Source organism: Pseudomonas sp. CM27 (genome assembly GCF_013179515.1).
In the GTDB taxonomy this organism is placed as follows: domain Bacteria; phylum Pseudomonadota; class Gammaproteobacteria; order Pseudomonadales; family Pseudomonadaceae; genus Aquipseudomonas.
Map to the genome: position 1 here is coordinate 1 of NZ_JABMCN010000122.1, position 17401 is coordinate 17401.

Sequence of the window (17401 nt, forward strand, 5' to 3'; positions counted from 1 at the left end):
ACCTTAGAATGAGCACAGCAATCAGTCCGACTGCTTATAACTATAAGGTCGTCCGCCAGTTCGCCATCATGACGGTGGTCTGGGGGATCCTTGGCATGGGCCTCGGCGTCTTCATCGCCTCGCAGCTGGTGTGGCCGCAACTGAACCTGGACCTGCCCTGGACCAGCTTCGGCCGCCTGCGCCCGCTGCACACCAACCTGGTGATCTTCGCCTTCGGCGGCTGTGCGCTGTTCGGCACCAGCTACTACGTGGTGCAGCGCACCTGCCAGACCCGGCTGATCTCCGACAGCATGGCCGCCTTCACCTTCTGGGGCTGGCAGGCAGTGATCGTCGGCGCACTGATCACCCTGCCGATGGGCTACACCACCACCAAGGAATACGCCGAGCTCGAATGGCCGCTGGCAATCCTGCTGGCCATCGTCTGGGTCACCTACGGGCTGGTGTTCTTCGGCACCATCGTCAAGCGCAAGACCAAGCACATCTATGTCGGCAACTGGTTCTACGGTGCCTTCATCGTGGTCACCGCGATGCTGCACATCGTCAACCACATCTCGCTGCCGGTAAGCCTGTTCAAGTCATATTCGGCCTACGCCGGCGCCACCGACGCGATGATCCAGTGGTGGTACGGCCACAACGCGGTGGGCTTCTTCCTGACCACCGGTTTCCTGGGGATGATGTACTACTTCGTGCCCAAACAGGCCGAGCGGCCGATCTACTCGTATCGGCTGTCGATCGTGCACTTCTGGGCGCTGATCACTCTGTACATCTGGGCCGGCCCGCACCACCTGCACTACACCGCCCTGCCTGACTGGGCGCAGTCGCTGGGCATGGTGATGTCGATCATCCTGCTGGCGCCAAGCTGGGGCGGCATGATCAACGGCATGATGACGTTGTCCGGCGCCTGGCACAAACTGCGCACCGACCCGATCCTGCGCTTCCTGGTGGTGTCGCTGGCGTTCTACGGCATGTCCACCTTCGAAGGCCCGATGATGGCCATCAAGACCGTCAACTCGCTGTCGCACTACACCGACTGGACCATCGGCCACGTGCACGCCGGCGCCCTCGGCTGGGTGGCGATGATCTCCATCGGTGCCGTGTACCACATGATCCCGCGCCTGTATGGCCGCGAGCAGATGCACAGCGTCGGCCTGATCAACGCGCACTTCTGGCTGGCCACCATCGGTACCGTGCTGTACATCGCCTCGATGTGGGTCAACGGCATCACCCAAGGCCTGATGTGGCGCGCCATCAACGATGACGGCACCCTCACCTACTCCTTCGTCGAAGCCCTGCAGGCCAGCCACCCGGGCTATATCGTCCGCGCGCTGGGCGGTGCGTTCTTCGCCAGCGGCATGCTGCTGATGGCCTACAACGTGTTCCGTACCGTACGTGCCGCCAACCCGGTAGAGGCTGAGGAAGCCGCCAAGATTGTTGTCGTGGGAGCGCACTGATGAAGCATGAAGCCGTCGAGAAGAACATAGGCCTGCTGGCCTTCTTCATGGTCATCGCCGTGAGCGTCGGTGGCCTGACCCAGATCGTCCCGCTGTTTTTCCAGGATGTGACCAACAAGCCGGTGGAAGGCATGAAGCCGCGCACCGCGCTGGAGCTGGAAGGCCGCGACATCTACATCCGCGAGGGCTGCGTGGGCTGCCACTCGCAGATGATCCGCCCGTTCCGCGCCGAAACCGAACGCTACGGCCACTACTCGGTGGCTGGCGAGAGCGTGTGGGACCACCCGTTCCTGTGGGGCTCCAAGCGAACCGGGCCGGACCTGGCCCGGGTCGGTGGCCGCTACTCCGATGACTGGCACCGTGCGCACCTGTACAACCCGCGCAACGTGGTACCGGAATCGAAGATGCCGTCCTACCCCTGGCTGGTCGAGAACAAGCTCGACGGCAAGGACACCGCGAAGAAGATGGAAGTGCTGCGCACACTCGGCACCCCGTACACCGACGCCGACATCGCCGGCGCGCGTGACGCGGTCAAGGGCAAGACTGAAATGGACGCCATCGTTGCGTACCTGCAGGGTCTTGGCACCATCATCAAGAGCAAACGGTGACGCTGATGGATATCGGGATGATTCGCGGCCTGGGCACCGTGGTAGTGATGGTGGCCTTCGTGGGCCTGGCGCTGTGGGTGTTCAACCCGCGGCGTAAAAAGGACTTCGACGAAGCGACCCAGCTGCCCTTCGCAGATGACCCCGATGCCAGCCGCCACGTTGAGCACGAGCACGCAAAAGCTTCTGGGAGCAAAAAACAATGACAACCTTCTGGAGTCTGTACGTTACCGTCCTGACCCTGGGCACCATCTTCGCGCTGACCTGGCTGTTGCTGTCGACCCGCAAGGGCCAGCGCGAGGAGGTGACCGATGAAACCGTGGGGCACGCCTTCGACGGCATCGAGGAATACGACAACCCGCTGCCGAAATGGTGGTTCTGGCTGTTCGTCGGCACCATCATCTTCGCCCTCGGCTACCTGGTGCTATACCCGGGCCTGGGCAACTGGAAAGGCATCCTGCCGGGCTATTCGTACCTGGACAGCGAGAAGCAGACCGAGTTTTCCAACGGCCAGCCGGGCTGGACCGGCGTGCACGAGTGGGAAAAGGAAATGGCCAAGGCCGACGCACGCTTCGGGCCGATCTTCGCCAAGTATGCCGCCATGCCCATCGAAGAGGTGGCCAAGGACCCGCAGGCGCTGAAAATGGGCGCGCGGCTGTTCGCCTCCAACTGCTCGGTCTGCCACGGTTCCGACGCCAAGGGTGCCTTCGGCTTCCCCAACCTGACCGACAACGACTGGCGCTGGGGCGGCGAGCCGGAAACCATCAAGACCACCATCATGGGCGGCCGCCACGGCGTGATGCCGGGCTGGGCCGAGGTGATCGGTGACCAGGGCGTGGCCGACGTGGCTGCGTTCGTGGTCAGCAAGCTCGATGGCCGTACCCTGCCAGAGGGCGCGAAGGCCGATGCCGAGAACGGGCAGAAGATCTTCGCAGCCAACTGCGTGGCCTGCCACGGGCCGGAGGGCAAGGGCACGCCGGCCATGGGCGCACCGAACCTGACCCACCCGCAGGCGTTCATCTATGGGTCGAGCTTTGCGCAACTGCAGCAGACCATTCGCTATGGCCGTCAGGGGCAGATGCCGGCCCAGGAGCAGATGCAGGGTAACGACAAGGTGCATTTGCTGGCGGCTTATGTGTACAGCCTCTCGCACAAGGACCAGGAACAGGCCAAGGCTGAGTAAGGCAGGCCGGGCCCTGTCGCAGGCAAGCCAGCCCCATAGCTTCCGAACTTGATGGCGGACCTGTGGGAGCTGGCTTGCCGGCGATGAGGCCGGTACAGCCCTGCATTTCTTGCAGGCAAATGACCTGGATCAATTGACACCTGCCATAACACGTTTCACACCCCAAACCCAACGCGACTAAAGGTCGCAGCGAGGTCCCATACCGCCACCAGCGGCGTATCATGGACCGCAGAGCGCTAGCAGATTGCGCGAGACTGCGGCCGGCACGCACTGGCCGCGGCGTTTCTCCACTGCCGTGGGACTTGATGATGAGCAAGCAAATTCCGGTACATGATGTAACCCCGCCTGCCAACAAAGGGAAGGATTCCGTCGACCTCTACGCCTCCCGCGAGAAAATCTACACCCGCGCCTTCACCGGCGTATTCCGCCGCCTGCGCATGGTTGGCGGGGCGCTGCTGTTCCTGCTGTACTTCGGCACCGTCTGGCTGAACTGGGGCGGGCACCAGGCCGTGTGGTGGAACCTGCCCGAACGCAAGTTCTACATCTTCGGCGCCACCATTTGGCCACAGGACTTCATCCTGCTCTCGGGCATCCTCATCGTCGCCGCCTTCGGCCTGTTCTTCGTCACTGTCTATGCCGGGCGCGTTTGGTGCGGCTACACCTGCCCGCAAAGCGTGTGGACGTGGATCTTCATGTGGTGCGAAAAGGTCACCGAAGGCGATCGCAACCAGCGCATGAAACTGGACAAGTCGCCCATGAGCGGCAACAAGTTCCTGCGCAAGTTCGCCAAGCACAGCCTGTGGCTGCTGATCGGCTTTGTCACCGGCATGACCTTCGTCGGCTACTTCTCGCCGATCCGTGAACTGGTCATCGAATTCTTCACCGGCCAGGCCGACGGCTGGGCCTACTTCTGGGTCGGTTTCTTCACCCTCGCCACCTACGGCAACGCCGGATGGCTGCGCGAACAGGTGTGCGTTTACATGTGCCCGTATGCACGCTTCCAGAGCGTGATGTTCGACAAGGACACGCTGATCGTTTCCTACGACCCGCGCCGTGGCGAAACCCGTGGCCCGCGCAAGAAAGACGCCGACTACAAAGCCCAGGGCCTGGGCGACTGCATCGACTGCACGATGTGCGTGCAAGTCTGCCCTACCGGCATCGACATCCGTGATGGCCTGCAGATCGAGTGCATCGGCTGCGCCGCCTGCATCGACGCCTGCGACAGCATCATGGACAAGATGAACTACCCCAAAGGCCTGATCAGCTATACCACCGAGCACAACCTGTCCGGGCAGAAGACCCACATGCTGCGCCCGCGCCTGATCGGCTATGCCGCCGTGCTGCTGGTGATGATGATCGGCCTGGCCACTGCCTTCGCCACCCGCTCGCTGGTCGGCTTCGACGTCAGCAAGGACCGCGTGCTGTACCGTGAGAATGCCCAGGGCCGAATCGAGAACGTGTACAGCCTGAAGGTGATGAACAAGGACCAGCGCGACCACGTCTACGTGCTGGAGGCCGCCGGCCTGCCGGACCTCAAGCTGGAAGGCCAGCGCGAGATCCGCGTCGCCGCCGGTGACATCGTCAGCCTGCCGGTGCAGCTGTCGGTAGCCCCTGAAAAACTGCCGTCGACCACCAACGAAATCACCTTCATCCTCAAAAGCGCCGACGACAGCGACGCCCAGGTTGAAGCCAAGAGCCGCTTCATCGGCCCACAGATCCGCTAACAGAGAGATATCGCACAATGCCTGCCGCCACCGCTGCCAGCCCCTGGTACAAGCACCTCTGGCCCTGGATCATCATTGGCATCCTCACCACCTCGGTGTGCCTGAGCCTGACCATGGTCAGCATCGCCGTGAGCAACCCGGACAACCTGGTGAACGACAACTACTACGAGGCAGGCAAGGGCATCAACCGCTCGCTGGACCGTGAACTGCTGGCGCAGAACCTGAACCTGAAAGCCAGCGTACACCTGGACGAGCTGACCGGCGAAGTGGACCTGCGCCTGGCCGGCAACAGCGACCCGCAGAGCCTGGAACTGAACCTGATTTCGCCGACCCAGCCGCAGAAGGACCGCAAGGTACTGCTGAGCCGGGTCGAGGCCGGGCGTTACGTGGGGCAGCTGGAGGATGAGGTCGACGGGCGCCGCTTTGTGGAACTGCTGGGTAGCGAAGGTGGCCAGGTGTGGCGCTTGTTCGAGGAGGAAAAGGTCGAGCATGGCGTGACCTTGCAACTGGGTGACGAAGCCATCCAGGGCGCCGAGCACCATTAACCAAATCACCGCCGCCAATCCCTGTGGGAGCGGGTTTACCCGCGAATGCGTCAGACCTGAGCCCATCATTACCTGAGCTGACGCATTCGCGGGTGAACCCGCTCCCACTGGTACTGTGACCGGCCCGCGCTATGTGCAAGGCAATGATGTGATGACCCAACCCACCCCCTGCTACCACTGCGCCCTGCCCGTCCCGGCCGGCAACCGCTTCAGCGCCGTGGTCCTCGGCCAACCCAGGCAGTTCTGCTGCCCCGGCTGCCAGGCAGTTGCCGAGTCGATCGTTGCCGGCGGCCTGGAGCACTATTACCAGCACCGCAGCGACAACAGCGCCAACCCCGAAGCCCTGCCCAGGCAGTTGCAGGACGAACTGGCCCTGTACGACCGCAGCGACGTGCAACAAAGCTTCGTCCGCCACCAGGGCCAGCTGGCCGAAACCACCCTGCTGGTCGAAGGCATCAGCTGCGCCGCCTGCGGCTGGCTGATCGAAAAGCACCTGCGCAAACTGCCTGCCGTCGCCGAAGCCCGCCTCAACCTGTCCAACCACCGCCTGCTGCTGAGCTGGGACGACCAGCAGCTGCCGCTGTCACGCCTGCTCGCCGAGCTGCGCCAGATCGGCTACGCCGCCCACCCGTACCAGCCGGACCAGGCTGCCGAGCAGCTGGCCCGGGAAAACCGCAGCGCCCTGCGCCGGCTGGGCGTGGCCGGGCTGCTGTGGTTCCAGGCGATGATGGCGACCATGGCCACCTGGCCGGAATTCAACATCGACCTGTCGCCCGAATTGCACACCATCCTGCGTTGGGTGGCGCTGTTTCTCACCATCCCCATCGTGTTCTACAGCTGTGCGCCGTTCTTCAAGGGTGCAGCGCGCGACCTGCGCACCCGCCACCTGACCATGGACGTGTCGGTATCGTTGGCCATCGCCCTGGCGTTCGGTGCAGGTATCTGGACCGCAATCACCGGCAGCGGCGAGCTGTATTTCGACACCGTGGGCATGTTTGCGCTGTTCCTGCTGACCGGCCGCTACCTGGAACGCCGCGCCCGCGAACGCACTGCCGCGGCCACCGCGCAGCTGGTCAACCTGCTGCCGGCTTCCTGCCTGCGCCTGGACGCCATTGGCCGCAGCGAGCGCATCCTGCTCAGCGAGCTGCACTGCGGTGACACGGTGCAGGTGCTGCCGGGTGCAGTCATCCCCGCCGACGGGCGCATCGTCGAAGGCCGCTCCAGCGTCGACGAATCGCTGCTGACCGGGGAATACCTGCCGCAACCGCGCCGGGTTGGCGAACGGGTCACTGGCGGCACACTGAACGTCGAGAGCACCCTCAACGTGGAAGTCGAAGCCCTCGGCCACGATTCGCGGCTGTCGGCCATCGTTCGCCTGCTGGAGCGGGCCCAGACCGAAAAACCGCGCCTGGCGGAAATCGCCGACCGGGCCTCGCAGTGGTTCCTGTTGTTCTCGCTGCTGGCGGCCGCGGCCATCGGCCTGTGGTGGTGGCACCACGACCCTTCACGGGCGTTCTGGATTGTCCTGGCCATGCTGGTAGCGACCTGCCCGTGCGCCCTGTCGCTGGCCACGCCAACGGCGCTGACGGCAGCCACCGGCACCCTGCACAAGCTCGGCCTGCTGATCACCCGCGGGCATGTGCTGGAAGGCTTGAGCCAGATCGATACCGTGATTTTCGACAAGACCGGTACGCTGACCGAAGGCCGCCTGACCCTGCGCAGCATTCGGCCGCTCGGCAACCTGGCTGCCGACCGCTGCCTGGCCCTGGCGGCAGCCCTGGAAAACCGCTCCGAGCACCCCATCGCCCGCGCCTTCGGCCGCACCGCCACACCGGCCGACGACGTGCAGACCATGCCCGGCCTGGGCCTGGAAGGGCTGGTCGAAGGGCAGCGCCTGCGCATTGGCCAGGCCACCTTCGTCTGCGCCCTGAGCGGCGCAGAAATCCCCGGCGTGCCAGAGCCTCGCGGCCAGTGGCTGCTACTGGGCGACCGCCAGGGGCCGCTGGCCTGGTTCGGCCTGGACGACCGCCTGCGCGACGATGCCCCGGCCCTGCTGGCCGCCTGCAAGGCCCGTGGCTGGCGCACGTTGCTGTTGTCGGGCGACAGCTCACCGATGGTCGCTGAAGTGGCCGCGCGACTGGGCATTGACGAAGCTATTGGCGGCCTGCGTCCGGACGACAAGCTGGACCGCCTGAAGGCACTGCAAGCGGCCGGGTGCAAGGTGCTGATGCTGGGCGACGGCGTCAACGACGTACCCGTGCTGGCCGCTGCCGACATCAGCATCGCCATGGGCAGCGCCACCGACCTGGCCAAGACCAGCGCCGATGCCGTGCTGCTGTCCAACCGCCTGCAGGCGCTGGTGCAGGCCTTCGAACTGGCCCGCCGCACCCGCCGCAACATCCTCGAGAATCTGCTCTGGGCGACCCTGTATAATGGCCTGATGCTGCCGTTTGCCGCGCTCGGCTGGATCACCCCGGTATGGGCCGCCATCGGCATGTCGGTCAGCTCGCTGATCGTGGTGCTCAATGCCCTGCGCCTGACCCGCATCACGGCATCGGGCTTGCCGACACCTGCAACCCACTTGCCCGCGAGGAAGTCGCCATGCCCGCCCTCTATGTCATGATCCCCGCGGCCCTGCTGCTGGTCGGCGTGGCCGTGTACATCTTCTTCTGGGCGGTGGACAGCGGCCAGTACGACGACCTCGAAGGCCCTGCCCACAGCATCCTGTTCGACGACCAGGACCCGCGCCACCAGGCGGCAGTGAACCCTGACGACGCCCCGGCTGACGCCGACAAGGAACCACCACCCCGTGCCTGACCTGCTTCCCCTGCTCGGCTCGGCTTTGATCCTCGGTCTGCTCGGCGGCGGCCACTGCCTGGGCATGTGCGGCGGCCTGATGGGCGCGCTGACCCTGGCCATCCCGCCCGAGCAACGCGGTCGGCGCCTGCGCCTGCTGCTGGCGTACAACCTTGGGCGTGTGCTGAGCTATGCCAGTGCCGGCCTGTTGCTGGGCCTGGCCGGCTGGGCCGTGGCCAGCAGCCCGGCGGCGCTGGCGCTGCGGGTGCTGGCAGCGCTGCTGCTGATTGCCATGGGGCTGTACCTGGCCGGCTGGTGGAGCGGGTTGACCCGTATCGAAGCACTGGGCCGTGGGCTGTGGCGGCATGTCCAGCCGGTGGCGTCGCGCTTGCTGCCGGTATCCAGCCTGCCCCGCGCGTTGCTGCTCGGGGCCTTGTGGGGGTGGTTGCCGTGCGGGCTGGTGTACAGCACCCTGCTGTGGGCGGCCAGCCAGGGCAATGCTGGCCATAGCGCAGCGCTGATGCTGGCGTTCGGGCTGGGAACCTGGCCGGTGTTGCTGGCCACGGGTCTGGCGGCGGAGCAGGTCAACAGGTTGTTGAAACGGCGCAGTGTGCGCGTTGCCGGCGGTGTGCTGGTGATCCTGTTCGGGGTATGGACCCTGCCCGGCCCGCACCAGCATTGGCTGATGGGGCATTGAAAGGGGCAGCACAAAGCTTGAGACTTGCACGCCCCCCTGTGGGAGCTGGCTTGCCGGCGATTGGGCCGCACAGCGGCCCTCGATAGCACGCCGACTCCCCTTGATACAAATCAACACAGATTCCTACGCGCGACCATAGACTCCGGTGCACTGCTGCTCTTTCCAGGGACCGCCTTCATGCTCGACGACCTACGTTGGGATACCGACCTGATCCGCCGCTACGATCTGGCCGGGCCACGCTATACCTCCTATCCGACCGCCGTGCAGCTGCACAGCGAAGTGGGCTCGTTCGACCTGCTCCACGCCCTGCGCGAAAGCCGCAGGGCGGTGCGCCCTCTGTCGCTGTACGTGCACGTGCCGTTCTGCGCCAACATCTGCTACTACTGCGCCTGCAACAAGGTCATCACCAAAGACCGCGCCCGCGCTGCGCCCTACCTGCAGCGCCTGGAGCAGGAAATCCGCCTGATCGCCTGCCACCTGGCGCCTGGGCAACGGGTCGAGCAACTGCATTTCGGCGGCGGCACGCCGACCTTCCTCAGCCATGTGGAATTGCGCCAGCTGATGGCCACCCTGCGCCAGCATTTCCACTTGCTGGAGGACGATTCCGGGGACTACGGCATCGAGCTCGACCCCCGCGAGGCCGACTGGTCGACCATGGGCCTGCTGCGCGAGCTGGGCTTCAACCGCGTCAGCCTCGGCGTGCAGGACCTCGACCCGGCCGTGCAGCGCGCAGTCAACCGCCTGCAAAGCCTGGAGCAGACCCGCACCCTGATCGAGGCTGCGCGCACGCTGCAGTTCCGCTCGGTCAACCTCGACCTCATCTACGGGCTGCCCAAGCAAACCCCGGAAGGCTTTGCCCGTACCGTCGAAGAAGTGATCCGCCTGCAACCCGACCGGCTCTCGGTGTTCAACTACGCCCACCTGCCCGAGCGGTTCATGCCACAGCGGCGCATCGACAGCAACGACCTGCCCAACGCGGCCGCCAAGCTGGAGATGCTGCACGCGACCATCGACCAGCTGACCGCAGCCGGCTACCGCTACATCGGCATGGACCACTTCGCCCTGCCCGACGACGAGCTGGCGATTGCCCAGGAAGAAGGCACCCTGAAGCGCAATTTCCAGGGCTACACCACCCATGGCCATTGCGACCTGATCGGGCTGGGCGTGTCGGCCATCAGCCAGATCGGCGACCTGTATTGCCAGAACAGCAGCGACCTCGCCACCTACCAGGAAAGCCTGTCCAACGCCCAGCTGGCCACCCAGCGTGGTCTGCTCTGCAGCCAGGACGACCGCGTACGCCGGGCGGTGATCCAGCAGCTGATCTGCCATTTCGAACTGGACTTCGAGCCCATCGAACAGGCTTTCACCCTCGACTTTCGCGGCTACTTCAACGACCTCTGGCCCCAGCTGCTGAACTTGCAGCGCGACGGCCTGATCAGCCTGGACGACAAGGGCATCCGCATCCTGCCAGCTGGCCGCCTGCTGGCGCGCTCGGTGTGCATGGTGTTCGACGCCTACCTGGCGATGCAGAACCGCCAACGCTTCTCACGGGTGATCTGAACACCGAGTCGTTCGACCGCATGGACAAGTTTCCTTGTCGGGCACACTATTGGGCACACAAGGACTCCCGGCAGGCCACTGCCGGGGTTTCGCCACGGCGCACCATCATCGCGCACGCTGGCCTACACCCTGTGTCGTGGGTTACCCTTACGACTTATGTGTGCTTTCCCACAAGGATCGATTCAAATGTCCGAGCCAGTCAAACTGCGCCCACACAACCAGGCCCATTGCAAGGATTGCAGCCTGGCCCCCCTGTGCCTGCCTCTTTCACTGAATCTGGAAGACATGGATGCACTGGATGAAATCGTCAAGCGCGGGCGACCGCTGAAAAAAGGCGAGTTCCTGTTCCGCCAGGGGGACAGTTTTGGCTCGGTTTACGCGGTACGTTCCGGCGCCCTGAAAACCTTCAGCCTGAGCGACAGCGGCGAGGAGCAGATAACCGGCTTCCACCTGCCCAGCGAGCTGGTCGGCCTGTCGGGCATGGATACCGAAGCCTATCCGGTATCGGCCCAGGCTCAGGAAACCACTTCGGTGTGCGAAATCCCCTTCGAGCGCCTCGACGAGCTGTCGGTGCAACTGCCGCAGCTACGCCGCCAGCTGATGCGGGTGATGAGCCGGGAGATTCGTGACGACCAGCAAATGATGCTGCTGCTGTCGAAAAAGACCGCTGACGAGCGCATCGCCACCTTCCTGGTCAACCTGTCCGCACGTTTCCGCGCACGCGGCTATTCGGCCAACCAGTTCCGCCTGAGCATGTCGCGCAACGAAATCGGCAATTACCTGGGCCTGGCGGTGGAAACCGTGTCGCGGGTGTTCACCCGCTTCCAGCAGAACGGCCTGCTGCGCGCCGAAGGCAAGGAAGTGCACATCCTCGACCCGATCCAGCTGTGTGCGCTGGCCGGTGGCGCAATCGAGGCCTGAGGCCTGCGTTTAGCGGGTATACTTGGCCATTCGTTTTCCCAGGATACCCGCAACAATGCACAGCGACGCTTTCGACCTCAAAGCCCTGATCCGCCCGGTAGTGGACTTCCCGAAACCAGGCGTGATCTTCCGCGACATCACCCCGCTGTTCCAGTCGCCGCGTGGGCTGCGCTATGTCGCCGACCAGTTCATCGAGCGCTATGTCGAGGCTGAGTTCAGCCACATCGGCGCCATGGACGCGCGGGGCTTCCTGATCGGCTCGATCATCGCGCACCAGTTGAACAAGCCGCTGATCCTGTTCCGCAAGCAAGGCAAGCTGCCGGCTGACGTGCTTAGCGAGGGTTACCAGACCGAATACGGCGAAGCCTTCCTGGAAGTGCATGCCGACAGCCTGTGCGAAGGGGATTCGGTGCTGATCTTCGACGACCTGATTGCTACGGGCGGCACCCTGCTGGCAGCAGCGAACCTGGTGCGTAGGACCGGGGCGCAGGTGTTTGAGGCGGCGGCGATCATCGACCTGCCAGAGCTGGAGGGGTCGCGCCGGCTGCAGGCGGCCGGGGTGCCTACCTTCTGCCTTACCGAATTTTCTCTCAGCGAATACTGATTATTCGGGGCCGCAAAGCGGCCCCCGACAATTCCGAATCACAGCGAAATCGGCCGCCGCCCTGCAAAGGCGTGGGCCAAGGTCCCACCATCCACCAGCTCCAGCTCGCCGCCCAGCGGCACGCCATGGGCAATGCGCGACGCCACCAGGCCCTTCTCGTTCAGCAACTGCGCAATGTAATGCGCCGTCGCCTCACCCTCCACCGTCGGGTTGGTCGCCAGGATCACCTCAGTGAAGGTGCCCTGCTCCTCGATCCGCGCCATCAGCTGCGGAATACCGATCGCCTCCGGCCCCAGGCCGTCCAGCGGCGACAAGTGGCCCTTGAGCACGAAGTAACGGCCCCGGTAGCCGGTCTGCTCCACCGCATACACATCCACCGGGCCCTCGACCACGCACAGCTGGGTGTCGTCACGACGCGTATCGGCGCATTGCGGGCACAGCTCCTGCTCGGTCAAGGTACGGCACTGGCGGCAGTGGCCCACCCCTTCCATGGCCTGGGTCAGCGCCTGGGCCAGGCGCAGGCCGCCGCTGCGGTCACGCTCGAGCAGTTGCAGGGCCATGCGCTGGGCGGTTTTCTGGCCGACACCCGGCAGAATGCGCAGGCCGTCGATCAATTGGCGGATGAGGGGGCTGAAGCTCATGGGAATGGCCTGACAAATCAATAAGAGGCGGTTTATACCCAGCGTGGGCAGTGGCGTCAAATCAGCCTCCAGCCCCACACCGTCCTTGTAGGAGCGGCCTTGTGTCGCGATGGGGCGCGCAGCGGCCCCAGGAGCTTTGCTTCGCAGCATGAATTGCCGCGGCTGATGCGCAGCCCTATCCGACCGGTCCGGCGCCCCGGCAAGGCCGCTCCTACAAAAGAGCAGACCGCATCTGGCCTGAAATTTCTGCACAAAAAAACCGCCGCTGTTGTCAGCGGCGGTTTCGGTATCGCAATGCCCTTAGAACGGCATCTTGAAGCCCGGAGGCAGTTGCATGCCGGCGGTCATGCCGCCCATCTTGTCCTGGCTGCTCTGCTCGATCTTGCGCACGGCATCGTTAAGCGCGGCGGCGATCAGGTCTTCCAGCACTTCCTTGTCGTCTTCTTCAGTCGACATCAGGCTCTGGTCGATGCTGACGCGCTTCACGTCGTGACGACCGGTCATCACCACGCTCACCAGGCCGCCACCGGACTGACCGGTGACTTCGGCGTTGGCCAGTTCTTCCTGCATCTTGGCCATTTTTTCCTGCATCTGCTGGGCCTGCTTCATCAGGCCGGCCATGCCACCTTTCATCATGGGGTATACCTCGATTGGGTCATGTGATGCGGCCCGGCACCGGGCCGGCCGCATGGTTATCCGTTACTGGCCCTGATTGGCCAGGGCCTCTACAGGCTCAATAGTATCCTGCCGCACCTTGGCACCGAACAACTTGATCATTTGCTGGATCAACGGATCCTGCTCGATCGAGGTGACCGCGTCCTGCTGGCGCTCGGCACGCTTGCGCGCCCCTGCCTGGGCCGGGGTTTCCTGCTCGGGCAGGATCAGCTCGATACGCAGGTTCAGGGTACGCCCCAGGTGCTGGTTGAGCGCATCGTTCAGGCGCCGCTGCTGGGTGGCGTTGAACAGCGCGCCTTGGCCAGGGTCCAGGTGCAGCAGCCAGTCATCGCCATCGGCGGCGATCAGGGTACAGTTTGCCGCGATGTTGCCTGTCATCCCGGACACAGGCAACTGCGGGAATAATTCCAGCCATTGCAGGGCCAGGCCGGTGGCCGGCTTGGCCGCTGGCAGCGGTTGCGCGACAGGTTTGGGCGCCTCTTCCTGGATGTGTTCGGCCAGTTCGTCCAGGTAGCTGAAGCCGACCGGGTCGCTTTCACCGCCGTAATAGTCGTCGTCCAGCGGCGGCTCATCGTCGCGATCCATGCCCACGGCGGCGTAGGCGGACGGATCGAAAGGCGGCGCGTCGGCTTCAGGCTGAGGTGCCGGCCGGGTTGCCGGCGGCGCAGGCTGAGGCGCTGCCTGCGGGGCAGCCAAGGGCTCTGGCACAGGCTCGACCGGCGCAGGCTCGGAGGCTGCGACCGGCTCCTCCCAAGGCAGGTCAACCACCTCGGCAACCGGCTCGGGCACTGAAATGGCCTCGATCTCGGCTTTCAGCGCGGTGTCTGGTTCCTGTTCCGGTTCATGGTCAGCTGTGGCAGGCGGCGGCACTACCAGCGGCGCAGTGGCAGGGGCAGCTTCTGGCGACACAGCCTCGGCAGGGGGCGGCGCCACGGCAACCGCTGGCGCTGCCACCGGGGTTGCAGGATCAGCTGTGGCCTGGCTGATCCCCACTGGCTTTAGCACCGGCTTCGGCGCATCGTCGGTGTCGGCCGGGCGGAACGCCAGCATGCGCAGCAACACCATTTCGAAGCCGCCACGCGGATCCGGCGCCAAGGGCAGGTCACGGCGACCGATCAGGCCCATCTGGTAGTAGAACTGCACGTCCTCGGCGGGCAGCGCCGACGCCAGCGCCAGCACCCGGTCACGGTCGCCCTGGCCGTTGTCCACGGCCTCTGGCAGCGCCTGGGCAATGGCTACGCGGTGCAGCACATTGAGCATTTCGGCCAGCACGCCAGCCCAGTCCGGCCCCTGCTCGGCCAGGTTGCGCACGGCCTCGAGCAAGGCCCGGGCGTCGCCTTCGAGCAGTGCCTGCAACACACCATAGACCTGGCCGTGGTCAAGGCTGCCAAGCATCGCGCGCACATCGGCCGCCAGCACCTTGCCCTCGCCAAAGGCGATGGCCTGGTCGGTCAGGCTCATGGCGTCGCGCATCGAGCCATCGGCGGCGCGGCCCAGCAGCCACAGGGCATCGGGTTCGAACGGCACGTTCTCAGCGGCCAGCACGTGACTCAGGTGCTCGACCACCCGCTCCGGGCTCATGTTCTTCAGCGAGAACTGCAGGCAGCGCGACAGGATGGTGGCCGGCAGCTTCTGCGGGTCGGTAGTGGCCAGGATGAACTTGACGTAGGGAGGCGGCTCTTCCAGCGTCTTGAGCAAGGCGTTGAACGAGTGGGTCGAGAGCATGTGCACTTCGTCGATCAGGTAGACCTTGAAGCGCCCGCGGCTGGGGGCGTACTGCACGTTATCGAGCAGTTCGCGGGTGTCCTCGACCTTGGTACGGCTGGCGGCGTCGATCTCGATCAGGTCGACGAAGCGGCCCTCGTCGATTTCCCGGCACACCGAACAAGTGCCGCAGGGTGTAGAGGTGATGCCGGTTTCGCAGTTCAGGCACTTGGCGATGATTCGGGCGATGGTAGTCTTGCCCACGCCACGGGTACCGGTAAACAGGTAGGCATGGTGCAGGCGCTGGTTGTCCAAGGCATTGATCAAGGCCTTGAGCACATGGGCCTGGCCGACCATTTCGCGAAACGAGCGCGGACGCCATTTACGTGCAAGAACCTGATAACTCATCGAAAAACCATCGTAGCCTGATCGAGCGGAAGATCGCTAATGCTAGCGGAGCGGGGGCAAAATTGCACCCTGCGCGAGTCGTCTAAGCTTCAATACTGACGCGCTGTCCAGGGAGGATTGCTTTTGCGAACACTGCTGACCCTGTTACTGCTTTGGTGCTCCTGCAGCCTGGCTGAGCAGCCCGTAGTGCGTTTTTCCGTAGCTGAAAGCTGGAGCATGCCACTGGTGCGCATCGAAGGCGACCAGCCGGTGGAGGGTTTGCTGTACGACCTGATGCAGGCCATGGCCAGGGAAGTGGGCGTCCGCCCGGCGTTTCACGTGATGGCCCGCCTGCGCTTGCAGGAGGCCATGAACAGTGGCGATATCGATGTGCGCTGCTATGTGAGCACCCAATGGTTCAATGACCGGCCGGGGGATTTTGTCTGGAGCATCCCGCTGATTCACCAACGTGACGTGCTGGTGGGGGGGGTGGGTGAAAGCCACCCGATGCCACCTGAGGATCTGCCACCCCAGACGGTCGGCACCGTGCTGGGCTACACCTATTCGACCCTGCAGCCTCTGCTGGACCAAGGCCGATTGCAACGCGAAGACAGCCGCAGCCAGCTGCTGGTGCTGCAGAAGCTGCAGGCGGGGCGGTATCGGCATGCGGTAAGCAACCAGCTGTCGTTGCAGTGGTTCAACCAGGGCTTGCCGGCGCAGCAGCAGCTGCCTGCGCTGGCAGTGCTGGAGGAACAGGACCTGGGGTGCATGGTGCGCAATGATCCGGCGATACCGACGCAGAGGCTGCTGCGGGCCTTGGTGCGGATGAAGCAGTCCGGTGAGATCGAGCGGATTGTGCAGCGGTATGGGGGGATCGGGTTGGTTGGGGTACGGCGGTAGTGCTTGATGGCGCAGCCGTGCCAGCACTGCCGCATCTCCCTATCTCCTCACACCGAAGCCAGCAGCCGCGCACTCACAAACAGCCCTACGCCAAACACGAAGTGCGTGGCCAGGCTCTTAAGGCAGTTACGCGCAGGCATCGGCGTTTTTGACGCAAAGAACCCCGCCCCCATCGCCGGCTGCATGAAGCACAATGGCGCCACGACGGTCAGCACACCTAGCGCCAGCGCTGGCACCAAGGTAGGGACCAGCAACCACCCCTCCCCCGCAACCACCACCAGAAGCACCGCGAACAGCACGCCAATGGCGTAATGAATCACCCAGCCCAACGCCAGTTCATGCCGAACCGGCTCGGCCTTGGCAATCGCCTGATGCCGCACACGCCCGCTCAGCAAATGCCCCGCCCAGCGCCCGACCATGGCCATATTCAACGTGGCGATACCCAGCCGCCTGAGCAGAAGCGCCCACAGGTCCATCACTACCGTGGCACCGATACCAATGGGCAACGCAGCGGAAAATATCGATAAAAATGTCATGCAAAAGCCCTCCAGGATTGACGATCAACACCATGCCGCGCAGCATAGAAGTTGAAGTCAACTTCAAGTCAAGGGCCCGAATGGATATTGCTGACGTCGCCAAGCGCACAGGCGTACGTGCATCGACGCTGCGTTATTACGAGAAGAAAGGCTTGCTCAAGTCCTTGGCCGGACCTGGGCAACGGCGGCAGTTCGCCGCCGATGTTGCGGACCGCCTGGCGTTGATCGCCCTAGGGCAGGCTGCAGGTTTTTCACTGGACGAAGTGGGGGCGATGCTGGTGGACCTGCAGGTAGACCGGCAGATGCTGATGGCTAAGGCGGACGAACTTGATGCGCGGATCAAGCAGTTGCAGGCCATGAGCAAGGGCTTGCGGCACGCAGCGCAATGCCCGGAAGAAGATCATTTGGCATGCCCGAAATTCCGCCGCCTGATGCAGCTAGCTGCGGCGGGGCTTGGGAAAAAAGGGGGCTA

18 protein-coding genes are annotated in these 17401 nt (G+C 64.3%); 14 read left to right on the forward strand and 4 right to left on the reverse strand.

The window, feature by feature from the left end; translation table 11 throughout:
- The first annotated feature begins 8 nt into the window (after positions 1–8).
- The 12 genes from ccoN (at position 9) to HP547_RS16240 (ending at position 12086) form a co-directional block, all read left to right on the forward strand.
- The gene (gene ccoN, locus HP547_RS16185) at positions 9–1451 is read left to right on the forward strand and encodes a cytochrome-c oxidase, cbb3-type subunit I (protein ID WP_172286827.1); all 1443 of its coding nucleotides are present in this window, start codon (positions 9–11) and stop codon (positions 1449–1451) included.
- Entirely contained in the window at positions 1451–2059 is a 609-nt protein-coding gene (gene ccoO, locus HP547_RS16190; protein ID WP_003254286.1) for a cytochrome-c oxidase, cbb3-type subunit II, read from the forward strand. The genes ccoN and ccoO overlap by 1 nt, the downstream gene beginning before the upstream one ends.
- A 5-nt stretch (positions 2060–2064) precedes the next feature.
- Positions 2065–2262, forward strand: coding sequence for a cbb3-type cytochrome c oxidase subunit 3 (locus tag HP547_RS16195; protein ID WP_172231941.1), 198 nt, complete (start codon positions 2065–2067; stop codon positions 2260–2262).
- Entirely contained in the window at positions 2259–3239 is a 981-nt protein-coding gene (gene ccoP / locus HP547_RS16200; protein WP_172286819.1) for a cytochrome-c oxidase, cbb3-type subunit III, read from the forward strand. Before HP547_RS16195 ends, ccoP begins: the two co-directional genes overlap by 4 nt.
- 308 nt (positions 3240–3547) lie before the next feature.
- Positions 3548–4963 carry a cytochrome c oxidase accessory protein CcoG gene (gene ccoG / locus HP547_RS16205; protein ID WP_172286820.1) on the forward strand — a complete coding sequence of 472 codons (1416 nt, stop codon included), beginning with the start codon at positions 3548–3550 and terminating at the stop codon, positions 4961–4963.
- A 17-nt stretch (positions 4964–4980) separates the two neighbouring features.
- Positions 4981–5508, forward strand: a complete 528-nt coding sequence (locus HP547_RS16210; protein ID WP_172286821.1) for a FixH family protein — start codon at positions 4981–4983, stop codon at positions 5506–5508.
- 151 nt (positions 5509–5659) lie between these two features.
- Positions 5660–8131, forward strand: coding sequence for a heavy metal translocating P-type ATPase (locus tag HP547_RS16215; RefSeq protein ID WP_172286822.1), 2472 nt, complete (start codon positions 5660–5662; stop codon positions 8129–8131).
- On the forward strand, positions 8110–8325 hold the full coding sequence (ccoS, locus tag HP547_RS16220) for a cbb3-type cytochrome oxidase assembly protein CcoS (RefSeq protein WP_172286823.1): 216 nt from the start codon (positions 8110–8112) through the stop codon (positions 8323–8325). Before HP547_RS16215 ends, ccoS begins: the two co-directional genes overlap by 22 nt.
- Positions 8318–9001: a sulfite exporter TauE/SafE family protein gene (locus tag HP547_RS16225; RefSeq protein ID WP_172231398.1), complete on the forward strand. Its 684-nt coding sequence runs from the start codon at positions 8318–8320 to the stop codon at positions 8999–9001. The genes ccoS and HP547_RS16225 overlap by 8 nt, the downstream gene beginning before the upstream one ends.
- Before the next feature lie 177 nt (positions 9002–9178).
- The gene (gene hemN, locus HP547_RS16230; RefSeq protein ID WP_172286824.1) at positions 9179–10561 is read left to right on the forward strand and encodes an oxygen-independent coproporphyrinogen III oxidase; all 1383 of its coding nucleotides are present in this window, start codon (positions 9179–9181) and stop codon (positions 10559–10561) included.
- Positions 10562–10747: 186 nt separating this feature from the next.
- Positions 10748–11482 carry a Crp/Fnr family transcriptional regulator FnrA gene (fnrA, locus tag HP547_RS16235; RefSeq protein WP_003254301.1) on the forward strand — a complete coding sequence of 245 codons (735 nt, stop codon included), beginning with the start codon at positions 10748–10750 and terminating at the stop codon, positions 11480–11482.
- A gap of 55 nt (positions 11483–11537) precedes the next feature.
- Positions 11538–12086: an adenine phosphoribosyltransferase gene (locus HP547_RS16240; RefSeq protein WP_054573138.1), complete on the forward strand. Its 549-nt coding sequence runs from the start codon at positions 11538–11540 to the stop codon at positions 12084–12086.
- 38 nt (positions 12087–12124) lie between these two features.
- On the opposite strand, the gene recR is transcribed toward HP547_RS16240, so the two are convergent.
- The 3 genes from recR to dnaX all read right to left on the reverse strand — a co-directional run bounded on the left by recR (position 12125) and on the right by dnaX (position 15514).
- Positions 12125–12727 carry a recombination mediator RecR gene (recR, locus tag HP547_RS16245; RefSeq protein WP_172227565.1) on the reverse strand — a complete coding sequence of 201 codons (603 nt, stop codon included), beginning with the start codon at positions 12725–12727 and terminating at the stop codon, positions 12125–12127.
- A 300-nt stretch (positions 12728–13027) separates the two neighbouring features.
- A complete protein-coding gene (locus HP547_RS16250) occupies positions 13028–13363 on the reverse strand; it encodes a YbaB/EbfC family nucleoid-associated protein (protein WP_172286825.1) in 336 nt (111 codons plus the stop codon).
- A 63-nt stretch (positions 13364–13426) separates the two neighbouring features.
- Positions 13427–15514, reverse strand: a complete 2088-nt coding sequence (gene dnaX / locus HP547_RS16255) for a DNA polymerase III subunit gamma/tau (RefSeq protein WP_172286826.1) — start codon at positions 15512–15514, stop codon at positions 13427–13429.
- Between the two features lie 123 nt (positions 15515–15637).
- Between dnaX and HP547_RS16260 the strand changes: the two genes are divergently transcribed.
- Positions 15638–16393, forward strand: coding sequence for an ABC transporter substrate-binding protein (locus HP547_RS16260; protein ID WP_172227559.1), 756 nt, complete (start codon positions 15638–15640; stop codon positions 16391–16393).
- Between the two features lie 47 nt (positions 16394–16440).
- Here the strand turns inward: HP547_RS16260 and HP547_RS16265 are convergent, their stop codons facing one another.
- Complete coding sequence (locus tag HP547_RS16265) at positions 16441–16929, reverse strand: DUF2938 domain-containing protein (protein ID WP_172227557.1); 489 nt, start codon at positions 16927–16929, stop codon at positions 16441–16443.
- 80 nt (positions 16930–17009) lie between these two features.
- On the opposite strand from HP547_RS16265, the gene HP547_RS16270 reads away from it, so the two are divergent.
- The coding region (locus tag HP547_RS16270) for a helix-turn-helix domain-containing protein (RefSeq protein WP_172286828.1) at positions 17010–17401 on the forward strand (392 nt) is incomplete at its 3' end.